Source organism: Leucobacter japonicus (genome assembly GCF_001273855.1).
Classification (GTDB): Bacteria; Actinomycetota; Actinomycetes; order Actinomycetales; family Microbacteriaceae; genus Leucobacter; species Leucobacter japonicus.
The window spans coordinates 47,919-69,946 of sequence record NZ_JHBX01000076.1; the positions used below are offsets into that span (position 1 = coordinate 47,919).

The window sequence follows — 22,028 nt, forward strand, 5'->3', positions numbered from 1 at the left end:
AGCCTCCGATTCAGTCGGAGTCGGACTGAATCGCTCGCGTCCAATCGATTTCGACCGTGCTCCACTGCTCAAGCCGGTGCTCGGGCAATACGGCGAAGAGGGTCGTCGGGTGCGCCACGGCGGAGGCCCCCCAGCGCACGGCGGTGCGGATGGCCTCTGCCCGGTCAGCACGTGCCGCGAGGAAGCCGGCGAGCATTGCATCTCCGGCTCCGACCGCGTTGACTACCGCGTCGGGCCGCGCGCCTGCCCAGATCTCGCCGACCCCGTCGACGAGCAGCGCACCATCGGCTCCGAGGCTGACGAGCACCGTGCCGATCCCGAACTGCTCGCGCACACCCCGCGCCGCATCGCGCACGTCCCCGAACGTGCGCAGCGAAGCGCCGGTCAGCTCGGCGAGTTCGTGAGCGTTCGGCTTGATGAGATCGGGGGCCGCCCTCACAGCGGCGGCGAGTGCATGCCCAGAGGTGTCGACCGCGGTGTATCGCCCGAGTTCCCGTGCGCGGGTCACCAGGCGCGCGTGAAGCTCCGCGTCGGTGCCGGGTGGCAAACTCCCCGCAGCGAGCACGGCGTCTGCGTCAGGGAACGCGGCGATGCCCTCGACCAGTGCGTCGCAAGCGGCGGCATCGAGCGCGACTCCGCTCGTGTTGATCTTGGTGTCGGGATGACCGTCCACGAGCAGGGTGACGTTCGTGCGCACCGGGCCGCCCGGCGTGAAGGTATGCGCCACATTGAGCGCATCGAGTGCGCCACCCATGAAATCCGTTCCCTCGCCCGAGGCGGCGATCACCGCGTGCGTCGGGACTCCCGCGCGCTGCAGCGCCACCGACACGTTCACACCCTTGCCGCTTGGCTCGCGGCGTTCCGCGCGGGCGCGATGCACCAGGCCGAACGCGAAATCAGCGCACTCCAGCGTCCAATCGATAGCGGGAGCGGGGGTCACCGTGATCAGCACGCCACCATCGTATCCGCGCATCAGCCGGACCGCTCAACGTCTCACCACCCCACCTCAGGAGGATCCGCATGACCGTACTGCATGAGCTCATCTCCACATCTCGCGGCACCGGCATCCTCGCCGTGAACGTGGTGACCCTCGAACACATCAGCGGAGCCATCGCAGCCGCAGAGATCGCCGGCCGGCCGATCGTGCTGCAGCTGAGCGAGAACGCGATTGCGTTTCACGGGAAACCGGAGCCGATCGCGGCGGCCGCGCGTTCAGCGGCCGATTCGGCGGCCGTGCCCGTCGCGCTGCACCTCGACCACATCACCGATGCGGCACTCGCGCTTCGCGGGGCAGAGCTCGGCTTCGACTCGGTCATGTTCGACGCCGCTGCCCTGCCCTACGCCGAAAACGTTGCGCGCACCCGAGCCGTCACCGAAGCGTTGCACGCGGAGGGAGTGTTCGTCGAAGCGGAACTCGGTGAGATCGGCGGGAAAGCAGGGGCTCACGCGCCCGGCGTGCGAACGGACCCCGATGAAGCACACTCGTTCGTCGCGTCGACCGGCGTCGACGCGCTCGCGGTCGCCGTCGGTTCGCAGCACGCGATGACGACGCGAGACGCGCATCTCGACCTCGAGCTGATCGCGCGTCTGGCCGCGGCGGTACCGGTGCCCCTCGTGCTGCACGGATCTTCCGGAGTCTCAGATGCAGGTATCCGGGAGGCGATCACCGCGGGCATCACGAAGGTCAACGTCGGCACTGCGCTCGGCGTTGCCTTCACTGAGGCGGTCCGCACAACGCTGCGAGAGCAGCCGGATTTGGTGGATCCGCGGCGGTTTCTCGCCCCGGCTCGCACAGCGGTGCGCGACACGGTGCTCCACCTGCTGGCTGAGGTGCTGCCGCCGAGTGCGGCGTAGGCCGCGCCCCGCTGCCCCCACCCAGTGCGATCGGGGTAACTTCGGACCAGTGTGACACGGCGATTCCGCCTCAACACCGGTCCGAAGTTACCCCGATCGCAAGGGAGTCAGCGACTACGCGCCCCAGCTGGCCTGTGCGCCGCCGACGCGGTCGGCGTTGATGCGCTGCTGGTAGCCCGACGCGGCGTAGGCGGCCATCGGGTCGGCGGGCAGGCCGCGCGACTCGCGCCACTCGGCGAGGGCGGGGCGCACGTCGGTGTAGAACGCATCCATGAACACGGCGTTGGCGCCGAGTACGTCGCCGGCGGCCTCAGCAGCGCCGAGGGCGTCGCGGTCGAGCAGCAGGGCGCGGGCCGTCATCTCTTGCACGTTGAGCACGGAGCGGATCTGGCCGGGGATCTTCTCTTCGACGTTGTGGCACTGGTCGAGCATGAAGGCCACGTCGGGGTTGTTGAGCCCGCCGCCGCGCACCACCTCGACGAGAATGCGGAAGAGCTGGAACGGGTCGGCCGCGCCCACGATGAGGTCATCGTCGGCGTAGAAGCGGCTGTTGAAGTCGAACGAGCCGAGCTTGCCGAGGCGCAGCAGCTGCATCACGATGAACTCGATGTTGGTGCCGGGGGCGTGGTGGCCGGTGTCGAGGCAGACCATGGCTTTCTCGCCGAGCGATGACACCTGCGCGTACGAGGTGCCCCAGTCGGGAACATCGGTGTGGTAGAAAGCGGGCTCGAAGAACTTGTACTCGAGCACGAGTCGCTGGTCGGCGGAGAGGCGTGCGTAGATCTCCTGGAGCGACTCCTGGAGGCGATCCTGACGGCCGCGCATGTCGGCCTGACCCGGGTAGTTCGAGCCCTCGGCGAGCCAGATCTTGAGGTCGCGCGATCCGGTCTCGTCCATGACGTCGATGCACTTCAGGTGGTGGTCGATGGCCTTGCGGCGCACGGCGGCGTCGACGTGGGTGAGGGCGCCGAACTTGTACTCGTCGTCTTGGAACGTGTTCGAGTTGATCGTGCCGAGTTCGACCCCGAGGTCTTCTGCGTGCTTGCGCAGCACCCCGAAGTCGTCGACGAGATCCCACGGAATGTGCAGCGCAACGGCGGGCGCGAGGCCGGTGACGCGGTGCACCTCGGCGGCGTCGGCGATCTTCTCGAACGCATCGCGCGGGGTGCCCGGCGTGCCGAAGACCTTGAACCGCGTGCCCGAGTTGCCGTAGGCCCACGACGGGACCTCGATCGCCTGCTGGGCGAGGGTCTGCTGGATTTCTGGGGAGAACAAGGAGCTCATGATCTGCGCTTTCTTTCCGGTACTGCGCTATGCGCGATTCGTGCTCGCGTGGTGGCGGGCGAGTTGGTCCTCGAGGTTGAACACCTCGGGAAGTCGGGGGGCCTCCTGGTCGGGGCGGCCGGTCGACGCGACGAAGTAGTCGGCCATCTTCGACTCCCACGCGGCGGTGCGGGGGTCGGCTTCGAGCGCTCGCTGCGCGGCGTCGTCGTCATCGGTTTCGTAGTAGCCGATGAGCAGCCCGTCGGGGCGCAGGAAGAGCGAGTAGTTGCGGCGGCCGGCATCGGCGATGGCCTCGAGCATGTCGGGCCAGACGGCGGCGTGGTGCTCGGCGTACTCGGCCAGGCGGTCGGGCTTGACCTGCATTTGGAAGCACACGCGCATGGGAGTCTCCGAGTCTGGTGGGGCGCGGCTGGGCCTGCGCGGGGTGGGGCGGTGGTGCGGTGGTGCGGAATGGCGTGACAGAGCGGGGTGGTGCGGGGGCAGGATCGCAACCGATCCGGCCCCCGCCCCGTGGCGGCTTAGAAGTCGAAGTCGCCGATGTTGTCTGCGTTGAAGCGGAACGGGTCGCCGAGCAGCACGACGCCGTCCTTGCCGACGGTGAAGTCGCCGAGGTCGCCGGCGGTGAAGGTGTCACCCTCCTTGCCCTCGATCTCGCCCGAGACGAGTGCGTTGGCGGCGTAGGCGGTCAGGTAGCCGAGATCCTCGGGGTTCCACAGTGCGAACTCGGTGACGGTGCCGTCTTCGACGTACTCGCGCATCTGGTTCGGGGTGCCGAGGCCGGTCACTGCGACCTTGCCCTTCGCGTCCGAGGTCGAGACGTAGCGCGCGGCTGCGGCGATGCCGACGGTGGTCGGCGAGACGATGCCCTTGAGCTCCGGGTAGGTCTGGAGCAGCGCTGCGGTCTTGTCGAACGAGGTCTGATCGTCGTCGTCGCCGTAGACGGTCTCGACGAGCTCGACGTCGGGGTGGTTGGCCTTGAGCTCTTCCTTCATGAGGTCGATCCAGGCGTTCTGGTTGGTCGCATTCGCGGCGGCCGAGAGAATCGCGATCTGACCCTTGTCACCGATCTGCTCGGTGATCATGTCGACCTGCACCTTTGCGATGCCCTCGGCATCGGCCTGGTTGATGAACAGGTCGCGGCAGTCGGCGCTGGTGTCGGAGTCGAACGTGACGACCTTGACGTCGTTATCGCGTGCCTCGTTGATCGCGTCGCAGATGGCCTTCGGGTCGTTCGCCGAGATGGCGAGCGCGTCGACGCCCTGCTGCGTCGCGGTGTTGATGAAGCTCACCTGCGCGTCGGGGGTTGCCTCGGTGGGGCCGACCTCGTTGAAAGTGCCGCCGAATGCCTCGACGGCTGCCTTGCCGCCCTTGCTCGACGTGTCGAAGTACGGGTTGCCGAGGTTCTTGGGCAGGAAGGTGACGCTGGCGCCGGATCCGCCCGAACCCGAGTCCGATCCGCCGTCGCCCGCGTCGCCGCCGCCGGTGGAGCAGCTCGAGAGCAGCAGCGCTGCGCTGGCCGCGAGCGCGAGAACCGCGCCCGCCTTCTTCTTATTCTTCGTGAACCACATCGTTCGGTGTTTCCTTTCCTGGCCCGCGAGTGCGGGGGTGTGGGTGTGGTGGGTCGTGGGAGTCAGGGTCAGGCCGTGGTGGCGGCCCGTGCGCCGGCGATCTGCAGCTTTCTGCCGGTTTTTCGCCGGTTTTTGAATGCTGCGATGACGCTGGTCGAGATCACGGCGGCGATGAGCAGCACGCCGGTGATGATGTTGATGACGTCGGAGGTGACGTTCGCGAGGCGCAGTGCGCTGCCGAGCACGCCGATGAGCAGCACGCCGGCGATGACGCCGTGCAGTGCGCCGCGGCCGCCGAAGATCGAGACGCCGCCGAGCAGCACTGCCGCGATGACCTGCATCTCCATGCCCGTCGCGTTGTCGCCGCGAGCGCTGCCGTATCGCAGCGTGTAGTAGATGCCGGCGAGTGCGGCAACGGCACCGCTGAGCACGAACAGCACCATCTTGGTGCGGGCGACGTCGACGCCTGAGAAGCGCGCAGCCTCGGGCGAGAGGCCGATCGAGAAGACGCCGCGACCGAACTTCGTGAAGTGCAGCATGATGGCGAAGAGAATCGCGAGCACGACGAAGAGGATGACGACCACGGGAATGCCGGTCGAGCCGATCTTCTCCTTGGCGAGGTCGGTCCAGAACGACGGGAAGTCGGTGACGGCGGTGGTGCCGAGCAGGCCGACCGCGATGCCGCGGTAGAGCGCCAGCGTGCCGATGGTCACCGCGAGCGAGGGGAGCCCGACCGCCGTGATCAGCCAGCCGTTGATGGCGCCGCCCACCGCACCTGCTGCGATGGCGAGCACGATGGTGATCCCGAACGGCACGCCCGCCTGGGTGAGCACACCGGTGAGCACGCTCGAGAGCCCGACGACGCTGGCGACCGACAGGTCGATCTCGCCGGTGACGATGATCGCGGTCATCGGCAGAGCGATGATCAGAATCGGGAACATGTCGAGCAGCAGGTAAGTCATCGTGATCTTGCTGCCGAAGTTCGGCACCAGGATCGCGGCGACGAGCACGACCACGACGAAGAGGGCGATGATCGCGCTCTCGCGGGTCAGCAGCAGGCGCTGCCAGAGCGGGCGGTCGTAGTCCGCGATGTGGCGGATTCCGGTGGTCGCCGTGCTGAGGCCGGTGGTCGTCGCGGTCATCGCTGCGTCTCCCGTTCTTCGATGAGTTTGCGGTGCTGTCTGAGCGACAGCACGCGGTCGAGCACGATGGCTCCGATGATGAGCACACCGACGACGGCGCGCTGCCAGAAGTCGGGCACACCGAGCACGGGGAGCGCGCGGTTGATGGTCATGAGCAGGAAGGCGCCGATGGCCGCGCCCCACACCGAGCCGACGCCGCCGAAGATCGCGACGCCGCCGATGACCGCGGCTCCGATCGCATCGAGTTCCCAGCCCGAACCGGCCTGCGAGTTGATCGTGCCGTAGCGTGCGGCGTAAAGCACGCCGGCGAAGCCGGAAAGCGCGCCCGACAGCACGAATGCGACGAGGATGCGGCGGGTGACGGGCAGGCCGTAGAGGTGAGCCGCGTCGGGGTCAGAGCCGATTGCGTAGCTTTCGCGACCGGCGCGCGTGTTCTTCATCCACCACGCGACCGCGATCAGCACGATGAGAGCGATGATCGTGAGCACCGGAATGGTGAAGACCTGCGCGGTGCCGAGCGCGAGGAAGCCACGGGGCATGTCGGAGGCGTTGATGCGATCAGAACCCGTCCAGAGCACGTTGATGCCGCGGAACGCGTACATCGTGCCGAGTGTGATGACGAGCGCGGGCACCTTCGCGAAGGCGACGAGTGCACCGTTGATCAAGCCGAGCAGGCCGCCGAAGACGATGGCGATCAGCACCACGACGATCGCCGGCAGGCCCGGCATGTCGATGAACAGACGACCGGTGAGGTATGCGCTGAGGCCCAAGATGGAGCCGACCGACAGGTCGACGTTGCGCGTGATGAGCACGACCGCCTGGCCGACGGCGACGAGCAGCAGCAGCGACGGCGTGAGCCACAGGTCGCGGTACCCGTCGGTCGAGAACAGGAAGTTCGGGTTCTTGATTGTGGCGGCCGCGACGACGAGCAGCACGGCAAGCAAGATGCTGGCCTCGCGAGCCCGGGTCAGGCGCCCGACGATCGCGCCGAAACCGACGCTCGGGGCATTCAGGGTGGTGGCGCTCATGCGTGCTGCTCCGTATCTGCGTTCGCGCTGTGCGTGGCGGCACGCATCACGTTCTCTTGCGTCGCGTCTTCGCGGTCGATCGTCGCGGTGATGCGCCCCTCGTGCATGACGACGACGCGGTCGGCCATGCCGAGCACCTCGGGCAGCTCGCTCGAGATCATCAGCACGCCCATGCCCTGGCTGGCGAGCGTCGAGAGCAGGCGGTGCACCTCAGACTTCGTGCCGACGTCGATGCCGCGGGTCGGCTCATCGATGATGAGCACGCGCGGGTCGGTGGCGAGCCACTTGCCGAGCACGACCTTCTGCTGATTGCCGCCCGACAGGGTGCCGGCGATCGTGGTGAGCGCGTTGGTTTTCACCTCGAGCTTTTCGGACCATGGGCGCGCGGCGCGGTTCTCCGCGCCGGTCGTGACGATGCCGAGCTTCGCCAGCGAATCCAAGATCACCGAGGTCGTGTTGCGGCCGACGCTCGACTCGAGCACCAGGCCCTGCTTGCGGCGATCTTCGGGAACCAGCGCCAGGCCGGCGCGCATGGCGGCGGTCGGCTTGCCCTTGGCGACGTTCTTGCCCGCGACCTGCACGCTGCCGCTGCGGTACCCGTCGACCCCGAACACGGCGCGAGCGACCTCGCTGCGGCCGGCGCCGACGAGGCCGGCCAGGCCGACGATCTCACCGGAGTGCACCGTGAAGCTGATGTCGTTGAAGACGCCCGGGCTGGTGAGCCCCTCGACGACGAGCAACGGCTCGCCGACCTCGGTCTCGAGCTTCGGGAAGAGCTCGGTGATCTCGCGGCCGACCATCTCAGCGACCACGCTGTCGGGGTCGGTCTCGCTGATGGCGCGAGTCGAGACGTAGCTGCCGTCGCGCATGACGGTGATGGTGTCGCAGAGCGCGAACACCTCGTCGAAGCGGTGCGAGATAAAGACGAGGGCACGGTTCTCATCGCGCAGTGCACGGGCCACCTGGAACAGGCGATCGACCTCGACGCCCGAGAGAGCTGCTGTGGGCTCGTCCATAATGAGCACGCGGGCATCGAGCGAGATGGCCTTCGCGATCTCGATCATCTGCTGGTCGGCGATGGAGAGCCCGTCGGCCGTGCGATCCGGGTCCATGGCCACGCCGAGGCGAGCGAACAGCGACTGCACCTCCGTGCGCATGGCAGCGCGATCGATGCGGCCGAAGCGGCCGCGGGGCTGGCGGCCCATGAAGATGTTCTCGGTAACCGAGAGGTCGGGGAAGAGCGTGGGCTCCTGGTAGATCACGGCGATGCCGGCGGCCTTCGACTCGGCGGTCGACGCGAAGTCGACGGTCTCGCCGTCGAGCCGGAAATCGCCCGAGTCGCGGCGGTACAGGCCGGCAATGATCTTCACGAGCGTCGACTTGCCGGCGCCGTTCTCGCCCACGAGGGCGTGGATTGATCCCGGGTGCAGAGCGAGCGTGCTGTCGCGCAGCGCGATCACCTGGCCGAAGGCCTTGGCAACGCCGCGCAGTTCGAGCAGCGGCTCGCCAGCGGGTGGTTTCTTCATTGAACTCACGACTTCCTGCCATTGGAAGGGCATCTTAGGGTGTTGCTGAAACGGATCGACGACCGATTGAACAATCGATCAATGAATCGTTTCAATATCAGTGAGCCTGAGTTTACGCACGGCGATCGAAATGCGTCAAGTCGAAGTCATAACGGTTTCCAAGTCGTTATTGAAGCGTTTCAATATTGTGAGCGCATCGAATAGACTCTGGCGAATACAGGACACTGACGACCGGATAGGGGACAACGCTATGGCAGCGAGTATCCGAGACGTCGCGCGTGCCGCGGGGGTGTCGGTGGGCACGGTCTCGAACGTGCTGAACCGGCCAGAGATCGTGGCCGCAGCGACCGTGGAACGCGTGACGCAGGCGATCGAAGAGCTCGGCTTCGTGCGCAACGACGCCGCGCGCCAGTTGCGCGCCGGGCGCAGCACCAGTTTCGGGCTCGTGGTGCTCGATACCCGCAACCCGTTCTTCATGGACCTCGCTCACGGCGCCCAGCGCCGCGCGATCGACGACGGCTACACCGTGCTCATGGGCGGCAGCGACGACTCGAGCACGCGCGAGCACAGCATCCTCGACATGTTCGAGGAGCATCGCGTCGCCGGGGTGCTCATCTCACCCGTCGACACCGACCTCACACAGCTCTGGAAGCTGCGGCAGGCCGGCACCCCGGTCGTGCTCGTCGACCGCGGCTCGAGTGACCGCTCCTTCTCATCGGTGTCGGTCGACGACGTCGAGGGCGGGCGCATCGCTGCGCGCCACCTGCTCTCGCTCGGTCGGCGGCGGCTCGCCTTCGTCGGCGGCCCGCTCGGCATTAAGCAGGTCTCCGATCGACTGAACGGCGCGAGATCGGTCGTCGCCGAAACCCCCGATGCCACGCTCACCGTGCACGAGACGCCGGCGTTGAGCGTCATCGAAGGGCGCCGGATCGCCGAAGAGATCGTCGCACTGCCTCCCGAGCGCAGGCCCGACGCCGTCTTCGCGGCCAACGACCTGCTGGCGATGGGCGTGCTGCAGGCGTTCGTGATGACCGGATCACTGCGCGTACCCGAAGACATCGCACTCGTCGGCTACGACGACATCGACTTCGCCAACGCCGCCGTGGTGCCCATCACCTCGGTGCGCCAGCCGGCGATCGAGATCGGTGCGACCGCGGTCGGGCTGCTCATCAAGGAGGCTCAGGCCGGGCCCGATGCGCCGCGCGAGCAGATCGAGTTCACGCCCGAACTCGTCGTGCGCGCGTCGACCGTCGGTGACGCCGCGCCGCCTCGGTGAGAGATTCGGCTTCCGTGAGTCGTATCACGCCAGAATCTCCCACCGACGCCGAATCTCTCACGCTGGTCGCGGTGCTGCCGCAGCCAGTGCGGCGCTGACCCTGGTCTACGCCTGGGCGAGCACCGCGTCGCCGGGAGCGGCGGTCTGCGCGGCGTCGTCACGACGCGTGAGGCGCCCGGTGCGACGGAGCCAGATCTCCATCGGAATCGTCACGAGCGGCGGCACGGAGGCGGCGAGGGCGAGCAGTGCGACCCACCAGCCCCAGCGCAGCCGGATCGCGGCGACGATCGTGATGATGCCGTAGACGATGAACGCGCCGCCGTGCAGCGAACCGAAGATGGTGACGCCCATCGCGGTCGTCTCAGTCACGTACTTCAAAAACATGCCGACGAGCAGACCGGCCCAGGTGAAGGCCTCCACGAAAGCGATCCAAGCGTAGGCGCGGCCGATTCCTGTGGCTTTCGTCATGGTCGGCATCCTATCGATGCAGGATCAGCAGGCCCCGTGAGGCTGCAGTGTCGGCAGCTGCTCCCGGTGTCGAACCCTGCACTTCTGGGCACCAAGCCCCTCAAGTCCGGTTCCCAATCCTGCGCCCTTTGGCGCCGAGCCCCTCTGATGTTGCCGAGCGCCTCCAAACTGCGCGCGCAGATAAGAGGCGCTCGGCGAGTTGAGAGGCGCTCGGCGAGTTGGGAGGGGCTCGGCGTAGTCGAGAAGGGTGTTACACCCGGGTGTGCGCCCAGACGACGGCCTGGATGCGGTCGCGCACCCCGAGCTTCTGCAGCAGATTTGAGACGTGCGTCTTGATGGTGGCTTCGCCGAGGAAGAGTGCTTTGGCGATCTCAGCGTTCGAGTGCCCCTCTGCGACGAGTGCGAGAACTTCGCGCTCGCGCTCCGTGAGCCCGGCCGCCTCCATCGCCGCGCTCGTGGCGTCGAGGGCGGAGACAGCTTCACGCGCTGGGGCAGCCGCATCTGCGGCGGAAACGGCGCCGCCCCCCGTGCTTCGTTCTGCCGCAACGCGTTCGATGACGGCACGCGTGACGTCGGGCCCGAGCAGCGCGTTGCCGGCTGCGAGTGAGTGCACCGCGTCGATGAGTTGCTCGGCGCGAGACGTCTTGAGGAGAAAACCGCTGACCCCCGCGGCGAGGGCGTCGAAGAGGTACTGCTCGTGACCGAACGTGGTGAGCACGAGCACCGAAGGTGCGGCATCAGCGGGCGCTGCAGTGAGGATGCGGCGCGAGGCCTCGATGCCGTCGAGCACGGGCATCTCGACATCCATGCAGATGACGTCGGGCGCGAGTTCGGCGGCGAGATCGACGGCGATTGCGCCGTTCTCGGCCTCACCGACGACCTCGATGTCGGGCTCCGATTCGAGGATGATGCGGAAACCCGAGCGCACCAGCGCCTGGTCGTCGACGAGGAGCACGCGAATCATGCGGGCCTTTCAATCAGGGCGGATGCTGAGGAGTAAGCGGGCACGCTGGCCCGCACGATGAACCCACCGCGCTCGCGGCGGTCGGCGGTCACGGTGCCGCCGACGGCGCCGATGCGTTCGCGCATGCCGCGCAGCCCGAGCCCGGAGCCGGCAGCACGCTGGCCGAGCTCCTGGCGCACGCCGTCGTCTGAGATCTCAACCTCGGTGGCGTCGGGAGTGAACCGGAGGCGCACCTCGGCGCGGGCGCCGCGGCCGGCATGCTTGCGCACGTTGGTCAGTGCCTCCTGCACCACGCGGTACAGGGCGACGTCGACGAGCATCGGGACCGGGCGCGGTTCTCCGGCGACGATGAGCGTTGCCGGGGTGCCCGAGCTCTGTGATTCGGAGACCAGCGTCGAGAGATGAGCGACACCGATGGTGGTCGGAGCCGAGGCGTCGCTGCCCGGGTCGCGCAGCGTGCCGAGCAGTGCGCGCAACTCGGCGACAGCGTTACTGGCGCTCTCTTCGACGACTTCGAGTGCGGCAACCGCGCGTTCGGGGTCGCGCGCGATGCTGCGTCTGGCGGCAGCGGCTTGAATGCCCATGACCGATACGTGATGCGCAACGACGTCGTGCAATTCGCGCGCGATGGCGATGCGATCGAGAGCGACCGCCTGCGCCGCGCTCGTCTGCCGCTCGAGTTCGAGCTCGCGCCCCTGCGCCTCGAGCAGCGCCTGTGCACGCGCTGCGTTCCAGGATCGCTCGCCGAAGAAATAGGCGCCGCCGAAGTACAGGAGATTGGTGATGATCTGAATGACGGCGTACGTCGCGTACGCCGAGAAGATGCCCGAGCGAGATATGCCCGGAAACGCATCCTCTTGCGATGACGCGATGATGAGCGTGATCACGAGCCACACGATCATGATCACGCCGATGCCGACGCGCGACCACACGGCCAGCGCACGGCGCCGCTCCCAGGCGCCCACCGTGTACATTGCACAGAACAAGCTGATGTTGACGATGAGTACCTCGGGTACACCGAACTGCCCGCACACGAAGAAGCCGATGGCCACCACGATGGCGACGGGCACGGGGTACCTGCGACGCACCGCGAGCGGCAGGGTGGCGAGACCCAAGCCGATGACCCACACCCAGCCGGGCGCCGGATTCTCATACATGCCGGTGCGCGCATACAGGAGCGCCGTGGTAGCGGCCGCGAACGCGAGGAGCACCGCGAGGCCGATATCGGCGCGCAGCGCGCGACGATCGGGCGCGGGGCGACTCCAGGCGGCGTGTGGCTGCATGACTCCAGCGTAGGGGGAGCCGCCGACATCGGGCATCCGCCCTGAGGGGGAGCGCCGGCCGCGCCGGGCGATCCCGCAGTCATTCGCTCGGGGGAAGCGCAATGTCGACGGCACCCGCCAAGCTGGAGGCAACGACAGAAGGGATCGAGATGATCGACATCGCAGGCGTCACCCGCAGCTTCGGCGACCGACGCGTGCTCGACGACGTGAGCTTCACGGTCGAGGGCGGTCGCATGACCGGCTTCGTCGGGGGCAACGGCGCGGGCAAGACCACCACCATGCGCATCATTCTCGGGGTGCTGTCGGCCGACGCCGGCACGGTGAGCCTCGACGGGTCGCCGCTTACCCCCGCAGATCGGGCGCGCTTCGGCTACATGCCCGAAGAACGCGGACTCTACCCCAAGATGCAGGTGCTCGAGCAGCTCGTGTACCTTGGCAGGCTGCACGGCTTCAGCGCGCCAGACGCGAAGGCGTCGGCGACCGAGCTCATCGAACGGCTCGGCCTCGGCGAGCGCGCAACCGACACGCTCGAGAGCCTCTCGCTCGGCAACCAGCAGCGCGCGCAGATCGCCGCGGCCCTCGTGCACCGCCCGTCGGCGCTGGTGCTCGACGAGCCGTTCTCGGGGCTCGACCCGATGGCGGTTGAGGTAGTGCTCGGCGTGCTGCGCGACTATGCCGCGCAGGGCGTGCCCGTACTCTTCTCCTCGCATCAGCTCGACATCGTCGAACGCCTCTGCGACGACGTGGTCGTGATCGGCGGGGGCAAGATCCTCGCCTCGGGTTCACGTGAAGGGCTGCGTGCGCAGCACTCCGGCAGCAGCTTCGAGCTCGAGGTCGTCGGCACCGGAGCCGACGCCGGGTGGGTGCGCGAGCAGGCCGGCATTACGGTGACGCATCTCGACGGCGGGTTCGCCCGCTTCGACGCCATCGACGAGCATGCCGCTCAGGGCGTGTTGACCGCCGCCGTGCAGCAGGCGCAGCCCGGCGTGACGGTGCGCCGATTCGCCCCCATCACCCCGTCTCTGGCCCAGATCTTCAAGGAGGTCGTGCGATGAACGCCCCCACCCCCGCCGCGACGCAGTCGTCGCGATCAACGTCGCGCCCCGTGAGCGGCGCCCAGGGCGCCTGGCTCGTCGCCGAGCGCGAGATCACCACGAAACTGCGCAGCAAGGCCTTCCTCATCTCGACGGCGATACTGCTGCTGCTCGTGCTCGGTTCGGTGCTCTTCAGCGGCTTCATGGCGAAGAACGGTGGGTTCGCCAGCGATACCTCAGTGGCGGTGGTCGGCGAGGCCGCCGCGACGGTCGATCCGCTCGACGGCAACGGCTTCGAGGTCACCGAGGTGGCGGATCGCGCGGCCGCCGAACAGGCCGTGCGCGATGGCGAGGTCGACGCCGCGGTGGTGCCGGGTGGCGATACCCCGGTGGGCCTCACCATTCTCGCGAACGACAGCCCTCCGACCGGGCTGCTGCAGGCGCTCTCGGCATCGCCGTCGGTCGAGCTGCTCGAGCCGACGAGTGAGAATCCCTTCCTGGCCTACATCATTGCGATCGCCTTCGGCGTCGTCTTCATGATGAGTGCGATCACGTTCGGCACGACGATCGCGCAGAGCGTGGTCGAAGAGAAGCAGACGCGCATCGTCGAGATTCTGCTGGCCACTGTCTCAGCGCGCACCATGCTCGCGGGCAAGATTCTCGGCAACAGCATTCTCGCGCTCGCCCAGGTCGTCGCGATCGCGGCGCTGGCCTCCGTGGGCATGCTCGCGACCGGGCAAGACCTGCTGTTGGGCGAACTTGGCACGGCACTGATCTGGTTCGGCATTCTGTTCGCGTTCGGGTTCGTGCTGCTCGCCGCGATGTACGCCGCGCTGGCCGCCCTGGTCTCGCGTCAGGAAGACATCGGCTCGGTCACCAGCCCCGTCATGATGCTGGTGATGCTTCCGTACATCGGCGTCATCGTGTTCTACGACAACCCGACCGTGCTCGCGATCATGAGCTACCTGCCTTTCTCGGCCCCGGTCGGCATGCCCATGCGCCTCTACCTCGGCACTGCCGAATGGTGGGAGCCGATCGCATCGCTCGGCATCCTCGCCGTGTCGATCGCGATCGTCATCTCGATCGGGTCGCGCATCTACAGCAACTCGATTCTGCGCACCGGCGCCCGGGTGAAGCTGGGCGACGCACTCAAGGGATAACGGGCAAACCTGCGAGACTGCGGGCCCGGGGCGTTGGTGCGCTCCGGGCCCGCAGTGCGATGTACGCCGATACGCTGGTCGCATGGCACCCGAGATCGACTGGACCGCGCTGCAGCAGGCGGCACTCGCCGCTGCGGAGCACGCGTACGCGCCCTACTCCGGCTACTCAGTCGGGTGCGCCGCACTGGTCGACGACGGCCGGGTGATCACCGGCTGCAACGTCGAGAACGCCAGTTACGGTGTGACGCTCTGCGCCGAGTGCGCGATGGTCGGCCAGCTGCATCTTGGCGGGGGCGGGCGCCTTGTCGCGTTCACCTGCGTCGGCAACGGTGAGGTCATTACCCCCTGTGGGCGCTGCCGCCAGGTGCTCTCGGAGGCCTCAGCCCCCGGCATGCTGCTGCAGACTCCCGCGGGGCTCGCCACGATCGAGCAGATGCTGCCCGAAGGGTTTGGCCCGGCAGCGCTCGCGACCCCCTAGCAATGTCGGCGCCCAGGAGTAGTCTGCTCGGGTGAGTTCCGAACACCCCTCCGCCAGTCAGCCCGCTCCCGGCACCACCCCGGCACCCAAACCCGACATTCGGCCCTGGCCGGCACTCTGGTCACTGGTGCTGGGCTTCTTCATGATCCTGGTCGACACGACGATCGTGTCGGTGGCGAACCCGTCCATCATGGAGGGGCTCGAGACCACCATGGTCGCTACGCTGTGGGCGACGAGCGCGTACCTGCTCGCGTACGCCGTTCCGCTGCTCATCACCGGGCGACTCGGCGACCGCTTCGGCCCGCGCCGCATCTACCTGTTCGGGCTCACCGTCTTCACACTGTCGTCGCTCGCGTGCGGGCTCTCGGGCACCATCGAGGCGCTTATCATCGCCCGCGTGTTCCAGGGCCTCGGCGCCGCACTCATGACGCCGCAGACCATGGCCGTGATCACCCGCATCTTCGCGCCTCGTGAGCGCGGTTCGGCGATGGCCGTCTGGGGCATCACCGCCGGAGTGGCGACGCTCGTCGGCCCGATCTTGGGCGGCGTGCTGCTCGACGGCTTTGGGTGGGAGTGGATCTTCTTCATCAACGTGCCGGTCGGCGTCATCGGGTTCGTGCTCGCGATGCGCTACGTGCCGCAGCTCGAGACCCACGCTCATCGCTTCGACTGGGTCGGCGTGCTGCTGAGTGCCGCGGGAATGTTCATGCTGGTCTTCGGTATTCAAGAGGGCGAGAGCTACGACTGGGGTCAGATCTGGGGCCCGATCTCGGTGTGGAGCCTGATCGTGCTGGGCGTCGTAGTGCTGGCGCTCTTCGTGATCTGGCAGCGGGTGCAGCGCGGCGAACCACTGCTGCCGCTCGAAATCTTCCGTGATCGCAACTTCTCCGTCGGCTCCTCCGCCATCACGATGGTCGGTCTCGCGGTCACGAGTATGGGCCTGCCGCTCATGTTCTACTACCAACTCGTGCGCGGCCTGACGCCGACGCAGTCGGCCCTGATGCTCGTTCCGATGGCACTGCTCTCCGCGGGTCTCGCGCGGCCGATCGGCCTGCTCATCGACCGCACCGACCCCCGCCGCATTGCCACCCTCGGCCTCGTGCTCGTCGGTGCCGGCATGCTGCTCTACAGCTTCCTGCTGCAGCCCGACACCCCGCTCTGGCTCCTGCTCGTGCCGAGCGCCGTGCTCGGCATCGCGAACGCCTGCATGTGGGGTCCGCTCGCCTCGATCACCACCTTCAGCCTCGCACCCGAACTCGCCGGTGCGGGCTCAGGCGTCTACAACACGTCGCGCCAGGTCGGCGCGGTGCTCGGGTCGGCCGCGATCGCCGCGCTCATGCAGTCGCGCATCTCCGCCGAACTCGGGGCGGGCGCGGCCGATGGTATGAGCGGCGGTGAATCAGCCGGGGCCGCGGGCCAGCTGCCCGAAGCGCTGCACGCGGGCTTCGCGACCGCGATGGGGCAGTCGCTCTACCTGCCGATCGCCGCCATTCTGCTCGGTGCCATCATCTCGCTCTGGTTCGGTCGCCGCCCGCAGAAGGCGACCACCCGGCCGGTCGAGGTGCCCGCCGAAGCCTGACCTCGCGAGTCGCGAACGCCCCACCTGCCATCACCTCGCCCCGAACGAACGGATCCCTTCATGATTCTCGCCTTCTCCGTCGCCCCGTCGGGCACCGGCAACGCCTCCGTCTCAGATGCCGTCGCCGAGGCGGTGAAGATCGTGCGCGCCTCCGGGCTGCCGCACCGCACGTCATCGATGTTCACCGAGATCGAGGGCGAATGGGACGAGGTCTTCGACGTCGTGAAGCGCGCAACCGAGGCAGTGCTGCCGTTCGGCTCACGCGTGTCGCTCGTGATGAAGGCCGACATTCGCCCCGGGTTCGAGGGCGAGCTCGACGGGAAGCTGGAGCGGCTTGAGGCGGCGATTGAGGGAAACGAGTAGCCGCGCTCCATTAGCCAGGTGGCCATGAGCCGCCGGCCAGCGCTAAGTGCAGTGCAACCAGATCGCCGCAAGCTTCGCATCCGCGCCGATGCAACTGCGATGCGTCCGAGCTGCAGAGTGTGTGGAGTTCGTCGAGCAAGGCGGTGACACGCCCTTGCCGGCTCCGATGGGCGAGGAGATCGAAGAACGCGGGGGAGCGGAGCGCGAGCAACTCGCATTCCGCCACCGCATCGAGCTGGGGCTCCGAGCGGCCAGTGCACGTGCACGCGCTGGAAACTGCCGCCAGATCTTTCCGAAGCTCCCCCTCGTACAGGGTGAATGCCTGATCGAGGAGTTCCTCGATTCCTGAGAAGTAATAGGTCAGCGATCCCAAGGGCACTCCCGCCCGCGCAGCGATGCGCCGGAAACTGGCGCCACGCAAGCCGCCCTCCGCGATCACGCAGAGCGCTGCGCGTGTGATGACCTGCTTCCGCGGTTCGGACCGCGCCGTCGAGGTCATGCATTTCTCCGATCTTCCCAACATGCCGCAAATCGTGCATGGATGTCTTCGAAGCGTACGGTGACCGGGTCGCCAGCGGTGCGCCTGCATCAAGTTGGGACGCCCATTCGGATGTTCTGCCAATCGGAGTGTCCCGTTTTCGACTTTTCCAGACATCAGAGCGCGATGTTTCTGTGTTACTTTCGTCGCATATTCCGACACTCAGTGTGGAGATTTAGGAGGTGCGCGATGACCGGTCATGCCATTGTTTCGACCCGGCGCGTGAATGAGTTCCGAGCCGCCGATCGAGCCCGAGACTCGATTCTCGAAGCCTTGGATGCGGAGATCACAGGCGTGCGCCCCATGATCGCCCGCTCGTGGTACCGCAGCCGAGCTGCGGGCGTGGACGGCTCGGCCGATCGAGGTATGTTCGATGCCGGTCGAGTCGACGAGTACACGCTCAGCGCCGCAGAGCCACACCTGCGCAAGCTCGATGAGGTCGCGTCTGACCTCGGCGGATACGTGAGCTTGACGGCGCCGAACGGTGCGCTCATTCACCCCAGTTTCTTGCGGGCGGATGACAGTTTTCCCGAGGGATACTCGCTGCTTGAAGAGAGCTGCGGCAGCAACGGCGAGGGGCTCGCGCTCGAAGAAGGGCGCGGCGTTTGGCTCGCGCCCGAAGAGCACTTCCGTGAAGACATGCGTGGCAACTGGTGCTTCGGTTCGCTCGTCCGCGACCCGTTCCACAACCGTGTGCGTGCAGTGGTCGGCTTGACCTTCCCTGAAGCGAGGGTGTCGCGCATCGATCCGGGGTCGACGCTGCTCATGCTCGAGGGTGTGTCGTCCCGCATCGAGCACGATATCGCAACACGTACGTCGTCGAAGGAGCGGGCTCTGCTCGACGAGTACCTTACGGTGACCCGGCGCAGGGGCGACACCCCCATCATCGCGATGGACGGCAAGAATTCTCTGATGAACGCGGCGGCAACGTCGCGCCTCCAAGACAACGATCTCGCCATCATCGAGGGCTATGCCAAATCGGTGATGTCATCGGGCCGCTCAAGCACTGCGACGGTGTCGCTCAGCGGGCTCGGCTCGGCTGAGCTGACACTGACGGCGGTGCAGCTCTCGGGGGCGAGCGTCGGCGCGATTGTCACGGTGAGGCCGCGCGCTGAGCAACGCACGCTGCGCCGTGCGGCGAGCACAGCCCCCGCGACTACCTCCGAGCCGGCCTCGCAATCTTTCGCTCTCACTCAGTTGCGCCAGCGACTCGTCGGTGCGAGCGAAGAGTTCGAAACGACGCTTGCCCTGGCCGCCCGCGCCATCGAGCAATCTCGGTCCGCAGTCATCATTGGCGAGGCGGGCACGGGGAAGCGGCGGCTCGCTGGTGCGATTGCAGCGTTGCGCGGCAGCAGCGTCTTCGTCGATGCGCGCCATCGCAATAGTTCGTTGTCGCTCACCGAAGAAGTGGCCCAGTCGCTCGGAGCGCATCCCGACACGCTGGTGATCGGTCACGCCGACGAACTCAGTCAGCTCGACGGCATCGATCTCGTGCGCACCATCGGGGCGCACCCGACGGCAAAGGTGATCCTGACCGCGCATCGCGCGACGCCGACCACTCTCCGCATCTCTGAGTTTTGCGGCGCCCTTGAACTCGAAGTGGCGCCGCTGCGCAACCGGCGGGAAGACATCCCGCTGCTCGCGCAAGCCATTGCCGCCGATCTGGGCGACAAGAAGCTCTCCCGGAAGATGCTCTCTGCACTCATGAACTCTGACTGGGAACGCAACGTTGAGCAGTTGCGATCGGTCGTGGTCAATGCGGTCGAACGCGCCCGGGGCGGCGAGGCGACAATGGATGACCTGCCGATCTCGTTCCAGCGCGTTGCGTCGACCGGGCGATTGTCACGGCTCGAGGAAGCCGAGTACAGCGAGCTTCGCGGTGCACTGCGTGAGGCGCAGGGCAACCGTCGTCTGGCGGCATCGATGCTGCAGATCGGGCGCTCGACGCTCTATCGGCGCATGGACTTCTTCCGCAGTCGGGGGCTCGACCTCTAACTCGATGCACACCCGCTGCTGACGCGGCACAACACCCAGGCATACCGCTGAGACCGTGCAATCCACGGTCTCAGCGGTACGCCATTTTTTGGCGTATTCCCGTGTACCGATCTGGGACGTTTCGGGCTCGGCTGCGGGCGGTGGAATGGTCACACCCCGCGAACGGAACTCGATTTCGACTGCGGACCTCAACCGTCACAGACGAGAACAGGATTGCTGCACATGAACCGCGAAGGACAGGGGACCATCCTGGTCGCTCCCCACCACTTCCCCGATCTCGACCGCGAGCACGCGCTCGCGAAGGAGCTCAACTACGAGCTCGTCGCCGCAAGCGATGTCGACGAGTTCCGCGAGGGCCTCGCCGGCGCTGAGATCGTGATGATTACGCCCTACGCCAAGCTGACGGCGAGCGACTTCCCGATCATGCAGCAGTGCAAAGCGGTGATTCGCTACGGGATCGGGTATGACAACATCGACGTCGATGCGGCGTCCGCGGCGAACATCCCGGTGTCGATCGTGCCGGGTACCGCCTCGGAAGAGGTCGCGTCGCACGCGTTCTCGATGGGTCTCGCACTCGCGCGTCGCCTCCCCGCAGGCGATGCCGCGATTCGTGATTTCGCCTGGGGCGGCATCATCGGTTACGACACCCCGGTGCTCTCGCAGCTGGAGGTCGGCGTAGTCGGTCTTGGACGCATCGGCGCCCACGTCGCGCGGATGTACACCGCGGTCGGGGCGCAGGTGCGCGCGTACGACCCGTTCGTGACCGAGAGCGAGTTCGCCCTCGCAGAACTCGATGACATTCTCGAGAACTCCGATGTGGTGTCGCTCCACCTGCCACTGACCGATGACACCTGGAATCTCATCTCCGGGGAGGTGCTCGGTCGTATGCGTCGCAACTCCGTCATCGTCAACGTATCTCGTGGCGGGCTCGTCGACGAGGAGGCTCTGGCTGAGGCCCTGAATAGCGGTCACATCGCCGGCGCAGGCATTGACACGTTCGTGCAGGAGCCGCTCGACGCCGAGCACCCGCTGCGCAAAGCCCCCAACACCATTTTGACGCCGCATATTGCCTGGCGTTCGAACCGTTCGACGGGTGCGCTGCAAGACGGTGCAGTGGATCGCGTACGCCGCGCGCTCACCGGGCAGCCGCTGATCGACCTTGTGAACTGAGAAACGGGAGACAACGACGTGAATACCAACACCGCTGCCGAGCGCATCAAGCACGAAGTGCTCGCCGAAGATCCCCATCTGCGTCGCGGGCCGCGCGGCTTCCCACTGCTTCCCGGTGGCTACGGGCGCTCGACCTACTTCACGGGGGAGCCCAGCCCGTACGCGATTCGCGGCGTTGGATTCCGCGTGTGGGACGACCGAGGGCGCGAGCTCATCGACGCCAACAACAACTTCACCTCGCTGATCCACGGCAATGCGCACCCCGAGATCACCGAAGCCGCCACCAAGGCGCTTGCGGCCGGCTCGAGCTGGGGCATTCCGAACCTCTGGGAGTGGGAGCTCGCCGAGCTGCTGCTGAAGCGCTTGCCGTCGCTCGACCAGGTGCGCTTCACCAACTCGGGCACCGAGGCTGTCATGTCGGCGTTGCGTATCGCGCGTGCTGCGACCGGTCGCGACAAGGTCATTGTGACCAAGGGCGGTTACCACGGGACGTCGGACGTCGCGCTGGTGCCCGGCGGGCCGTCGTACACGAAGGGTGTGCCTCAGGGCGTCATCGACGATGTGACCGCGGTGCCGTTGAATGACATCGAGTTTCTGACGCAGGCGGTCGAGTCGGCGCCGCAGGCGTACGCGGCCATCATTCTTGATCTGCTGCCGAACCGCGCCGGCCTGCTCAGCATCACTGAAGAGTTCGTGCGGGCCGCGCGCGATCTTGCGACAAAGCACGGCATCGTGCTCATCATCGATGAGACCATCAGCCTGCGTCTCGGCTACAGCGGCCTGAGCGGCGAATACGGCGTCGAGCCCGATCTGCTCACGACCGGCAAGCTCATCGGCGGAGGATTCCCCGTGGGTGCTGTGGCCGGGCTCGGCGCACTCATGGCTGAGGTCGATCCGACGCGCGCCGGCAACCTGCCGCACGGCGGCACGTTCTCGGGCAACCCCGTCAGTATGGCCGCGGGCGCAGCAGCAGTGCGCCTCTACACCGCGGGCCAGGTGCAGCGACTCAACCGTCTCGGTGATGCAGTGCGCACCGCTGTGGGCGAGCGCATCGCGGACTCCGGCTGGGAGGTGCGCGGCCGTGGCTCGTTGCTCCGCGCGGTTCCGGCCGGCGCCGAGAAGGTCGCCGAAGACGTACAGCACCGCCTCTGGTGGGCGACCTACGAGCGAGGTCTGCTCGGATCCCCGGCGAACCTCCTCTCTTTGTCGACGGAAATGGACGAGAACGTCGGCGCGGATATCGTCGACCGACTCGCCGACGCCGTCAATTCCGTAGCCGCCGGCACCGACCGCGCCTGACTCGAAAGCAGCGACAGCG

The 22,028-nt window shown here is 67.1% G+C and carries 21 protein-coding genes; 10 read left to right on the top strand and 11 right to left on the bottom strand.

From position 1 onward, the window contains the following. Positions 1–10: 10 nt before the first annotated feature. A complete protein-coding gene (locus AMS67_RS00480) occupies positions 11–952 on the bottom strand; it encodes a 1-phosphofructokinase family hexose kinase (RefSeq protein WP_075201164.1) in 942 nt (313 codons plus the stop codon). A 68-nt stretch (positions 953–1,020) separates the two neighbouring features. Between AMS67_RS00480 and AMS67_RS00485 the strand changes: the two genes are divergently transcribed. Beyond that, positions 1,021–1,854, top strand: a complete 834-nt coding sequence (locus tag AMS67_RS00485; protein ID WP_053385618.1) for a class II fructose-bisphosphate aldolase — start codon at positions 1,021–1,023, stop codon at positions 1,852–1,854. 114 nt (positions 1,855–1,968) lie between these two features. Here AMS67_RS00485 and rhaI read toward each other — a convergent pair whose 3' ends face one another. The 6 genes from rhaI to AMS67_RS00515 all read right to left on the bottom strand — a co-directional run bounded on the left by rhaI (position 1,969) and on the right by AMS67_RS00515 (position 8,402). Next, positions 1,969–3,138, bottom strand: a complete 1,170-nt coding sequence (rhaI, locus tag AMS67_RS00490; protein WP_053385619.1) for an L-rhamnose isomerase — start codon at positions 3,136–3,138, stop codon at positions 1,969–1,971. A 27-nt stretch (positions 3,139–3,165) separates the two neighbouring features. Further along, entirely contained in the window at positions 3,166–3,519 is a 354-nt protein-coding gene (locus AMS67_RS00495) for an L-rhamnose mutarotase (protein WP_053385620.1), read from the bottom strand. A gap of 137 nt (positions 3,520–3,656) precedes the next feature. Beyond that, entirely contained in the window at positions 3,657–4,706 is a 1,050-nt protein-coding gene (rhaS, locus tag AMS67_RS00500) for a rhamnose ABC transporter substrate-binding protein (protein ID WP_053351624.1), read from the bottom strand. 68 nt (positions 4,707–4,774) lie between these two features. Further along, positions 4,775–5,848 carry an ABC transporter permease gene (locus tag AMS67_RS00505; protein ID WP_053385621.1) on the bottom strand — a complete coding sequence of 358 codons (1,074 nt, stop codon included), beginning with the start codon at positions 5,846–5,848 and terminating at the stop codon, positions 4,775–4,777. Then, positions 5,845–6,876, bottom strand: coding sequence for an ABC transporter permease (locus tag AMS67_RS00510; RefSeq protein WP_053385622.1), 1,032 nt, complete (start codon positions 6,874–6,876; stop codon positions 5,845–5,847). The genes AMS67_RS00505 and AMS67_RS00510 overlap by 4 nt, the downstream gene beginning before the upstream one ends. Beyond that, entirely contained in the window at positions 6,873–8,402 is a 1,530-nt protein-coding gene (locus AMS67_RS00515) for a sugar ABC transporter ATP-binding protein (protein WP_053385623.1), read from the bottom strand. Before AMS67_RS00515 ends, AMS67_RS00510 begins: the two co-directional genes overlap by 4 nt. Before the next feature lie 250 nt (positions 8,403–8,652). On the opposite strand from AMS67_RS00515, the gene AMS67_RS00520 reads away from it, so the two are divergent. Further along, positions 8,653–9,678 (top strand): LacI family DNA-binding transcriptional regulator, encoded by a 1,026-nt coding sequence (locus AMS67_RS00520; RefSeq protein WP_053385624.1) that lies wholly within the window; start codon positions 8,653–8,655, stop codon positions 9,676–9,678. A 105-nt stretch (positions 9,679–9,783) separates the two neighbouring features. On the opposite strand, the gene AMS67_RS00525 is transcribed toward AMS67_RS00520, so the two are convergent. From AMS67_RS00525 to AMS67_RS00535, 3 genes are all read right to left on the bottom strand, one after another. After that, complete coding sequence (locus AMS67_RS00525; protein ID WP_053385625.1) at positions 9,784–10,146, bottom strand: DUF3817 domain-containing protein; 363 nt, start codon at positions 10,144–10,146, stop codon at positions 9,784–9,786. 250 nt (positions 10,147–10,396) lie between these two features. Next, complete coding sequence (locus tag AMS67_RS00530) at positions 10,397–11,110, bottom strand: response regulator (RefSeq protein WP_053385626.1); 714 nt, start codon at positions 11,108–11,110, stop codon at positions 10,397–10,399. Beyond that, positions 11,107–12,393 (bottom strand): sensor histidine kinase, encoded by a 1,287-nt coding sequence (locus AMS67_RS00535; protein WP_053385627.1) that lies wholly within the window; start codon positions 12,391–12,393, stop codon positions 11,107–11,109. The genes AMS67_RS00530 and AMS67_RS00535 overlap by 4 nt, the downstream gene beginning before the upstream one ends. A gap of 149 nt (positions 12,394–12,542) precedes the next feature. Between AMS67_RS00535 and AMS67_RS00540 the strand changes: the two genes are divergently transcribed. The 5 genes from AMS67_RS00540 to AMS67_RS00560 all read left to right on the top strand — a co-directional run bounded on the left by AMS67_RS00540 (position 12,543) and on the right by AMS67_RS00560 (position 17,007). Further along, a complete protein-coding gene (locus tag AMS67_RS00540; RefSeq protein ID WP_053385733.1) occupies positions 12,543–13,448 on the top strand; it encodes an ABC transporter ATP-binding protein in 906 nt (301 codons plus the stop codon). Continuing rightward, positions 13,445–14,587: an ABC transporter permease gene (locus AMS67_RS00545; protein ID WP_053385628.1), complete on the top strand. Its 1,143-nt coding sequence runs from the start codon at positions 13,445–13,447 to the stop codon at positions 14,585–14,587. The genes AMS67_RS00540 and AMS67_RS00545 overlap by 4 nt, the downstream gene beginning before the upstream one ends. 82 nt (positions 14,588–14,669) lie before the next feature. Beyond that, positions 14,670–15,065: a cytidine deaminase gene (locus AMS67_RS00550; RefSeq protein WP_053351632.1), complete on the top strand. Its 396-nt coding sequence runs from the start codon at positions 14,670–14,672 to the stop codon at positions 15,063–15,065. 97 nt (positions 15,066–15,162) lie between these two features. After that, positions 15,163–16,644 carry a DHA2 family efflux MFS transporter permease subunit gene (locus AMS67_RS00555; RefSeq protein WP_277619547.1) on the top strand — a complete coding sequence of 494 codons (1,482 nt, stop codon included), beginning with the start codon at positions 15,163–15,165 and terminating at the stop codon, positions 16,642–16,644. Positions 16,645–16,704: 60 nt separating this feature from the next. Continuing rightward, the gene (locus tag AMS67_RS00560) at positions 16,705–17,007 is read left to right on the top strand and encodes an MTH1187 family thiamine-binding protein (RefSeq protein ID WP_053385629.1); all 303 of its coding nucleotides are present in this window, start codon (positions 16,705–16,707) and stop codon (positions 17,005–17,007) included. Positions 17,008–17,017: 10 nt separating this feature from the next. Here AMS67_RS00560 and AMS67_RS18075 read toward each other — a convergent pair whose 3' ends face one another. After that, positions 17,018–17,662, bottom strand: coding sequence for a TetR/AcrR family transcriptional regulator (locus AMS67_RS18075; protein WP_082305187.1), 645 nt, complete (start codon positions 17,660–17,662; stop codon positions 17,018–17,020). Between the two features lie 72 nt (positions 17,663–17,734). Here AMS67_RS18075 and AMS67_RS00570 point away from each other — a divergent pair, with 72 nt between their 5' ends. The 3 genes from AMS67_RS00570 (at position 17,735) to AMS67_RS00580 (ending at position 22,009) form a co-directional block, all read left to right on the top strand. Next, entirely contained in the window at positions 17,735–19,540 is a 1,806-nt protein-coding gene (locus tag AMS67_RS00570; protein WP_053385631.1) for an AAA-type ATPase lid domain-containing protein, read from the top strand. Between the two features lie 222 nt (positions 19,541–19,762). Beyond that, the gene (locus AMS67_RS00575) at positions 19,763–20,710 is read left to right on the top strand and encodes a C-terminal binding protein (RefSeq protein ID WP_053385632.1); all 948 of its coding nucleotides are present in this window, start codon (positions 19,763–19,765) and stop codon (positions 20,708–20,710) included. 18 nt (positions 20,711–20,728) lie between these two features. Beyond that, positions 20,729–22,009, top strand: a complete 1,281-nt coding sequence (locus AMS67_RS00580; protein WP_082305188.1) for an aspartate aminotransferase family protein — start codon at positions 20,729–20,731, stop codon at positions 22,007–22,009. The last annotated feature ends 19 nt before the right edge of the window (positions 22,010–22,028 follow it).

Excerpts from the sequence above, each read along its gene's own strand:
- AMS67_RS00485 (WP_053385618.1), top strand. The coding sequence starts at position 1,021 with ATGACCGTACTGCATGAGCTCATCTCCACATCTCGCGGCACCGGCATC.
- rhaI (WP_053385619.1), bottom strand. The coding sequence starts at position 3,138 with ATGAGCTCCTTGTTCTCCCCAGAAATCCAGCAGACCCTCGCCCAGCAG.
- AMS67_RS00495 (WP_053385620.1), bottom strand. The coding sequence starts at position 3,519 with ATGCGCGTGTGCTTCCAAATGCAGGTCAAGCCCGACCGCCTGGCCGAG.
- rhaS (WP_053351624.1), bottom strand. The coding sequence starts at position 4,706 with ATGTGGTTCACGAAGAATAAGAAGAAGGCGGGCGCGGTTCTCGCGCTC.
- AMS67_RS00505 (WP_053385621.1), bottom strand. The coding sequence starts at position 5,848 with ATGACCGCGACGACCACCGGCCTCAGCACGGCGACCACCGGAATCCGC.
- AMS67_RS00510 (WP_053385622.1), bottom strand. The coding sequence starts at position 6,876 with ATGAGCGCCACCACCCTGAATGCCCCGAGCGTCGGTTTCGGCGCGATC.
- AMS67_RS00515 (WP_053385623.1), bottom strand. The coding sequence starts at position 8,402 with ATGAAGAAACCACCCGCTGGCGAGCCGCTGCTCGAACTGCGCGGCGTT.
- AMS67_RS00520 (WP_053385624.1), top strand. The coding sequence starts at position 8,653 with ATGGCAGCGAGTATCCGAGACGTCGCGCGTGCCGCGGGGGTGTCGGTG.
- AMS67_RS00525 (WP_053385625.1), bottom strand. The coding sequence starts at position 10,146 with ATGACGAAAGCCACAGGAATCGGCCGCGCCTACGCTTGGATCGCTTTC.
- AMS67_RS00530 (WP_053385626.1), bottom strand. The coding sequence starts at position 11,110 with ATGATTCGCGTGCTCCTCGTCGACGACCAGGCGCTGGTGCGCTCGGGT.
- AMS67_RS00535 (WP_053385627.1), bottom strand. The coding sequence starts at position 12,393 with ATGCAGCCACACGCCGCCTGGAGTCGCCCCGCGCCCGATCGTCGCGCG.
- AMS67_RS00540 (WP_053385733.1), top strand. The coding sequence starts at position 12,543 with ATGATCGACATCGCAGGCGTCACCCGCAGCTTCGGCGACCGACGCGTG.
- AMS67_RS00545 (WP_053385628.1), top strand. The coding sequence starts at position 13,445 with ATGAACGCCCCCACCCCCGCCGCGACGCAGTCGTCGCGATCAACGTCG.
- AMS67_RS00550 (WP_053351632.1), top strand. The coding sequence starts at position 14,670 with ATGGCACCCGAGATCGACTGGACCGCGCTGCAGCAGGCGGCACTCGCC.
- AMS67_RS00560 (WP_053385629.1), top strand. The coding sequence starts at position 16,705 with ATGATTCTCGCCTTCTCCGTCGCCCCGTCGGGCACCGGCAACGCCTCC.
- AMS67_RS18075 (WP_082305187.1), bottom strand. The coding sequence starts at position 17,662 with ATGTCTGGAAAAGTCGAAAACGGGACACTCCGATTGGCAGAACATCCG.
- AMS67_RS00570 (WP_053385631.1), top strand. The coding sequence starts at position 17,735 with ATGACCGGTCATGCCATTGTTTCGACCCGGCGCGTGAATGAGTTCCGA.
- AMS67_RS00575 (WP_053385632.1), top strand. The coding sequence starts at position 19,763 with ATGAACCGCGAAGGACAGGGGACCATCCTGGTCGCTCCCCACCACTTC.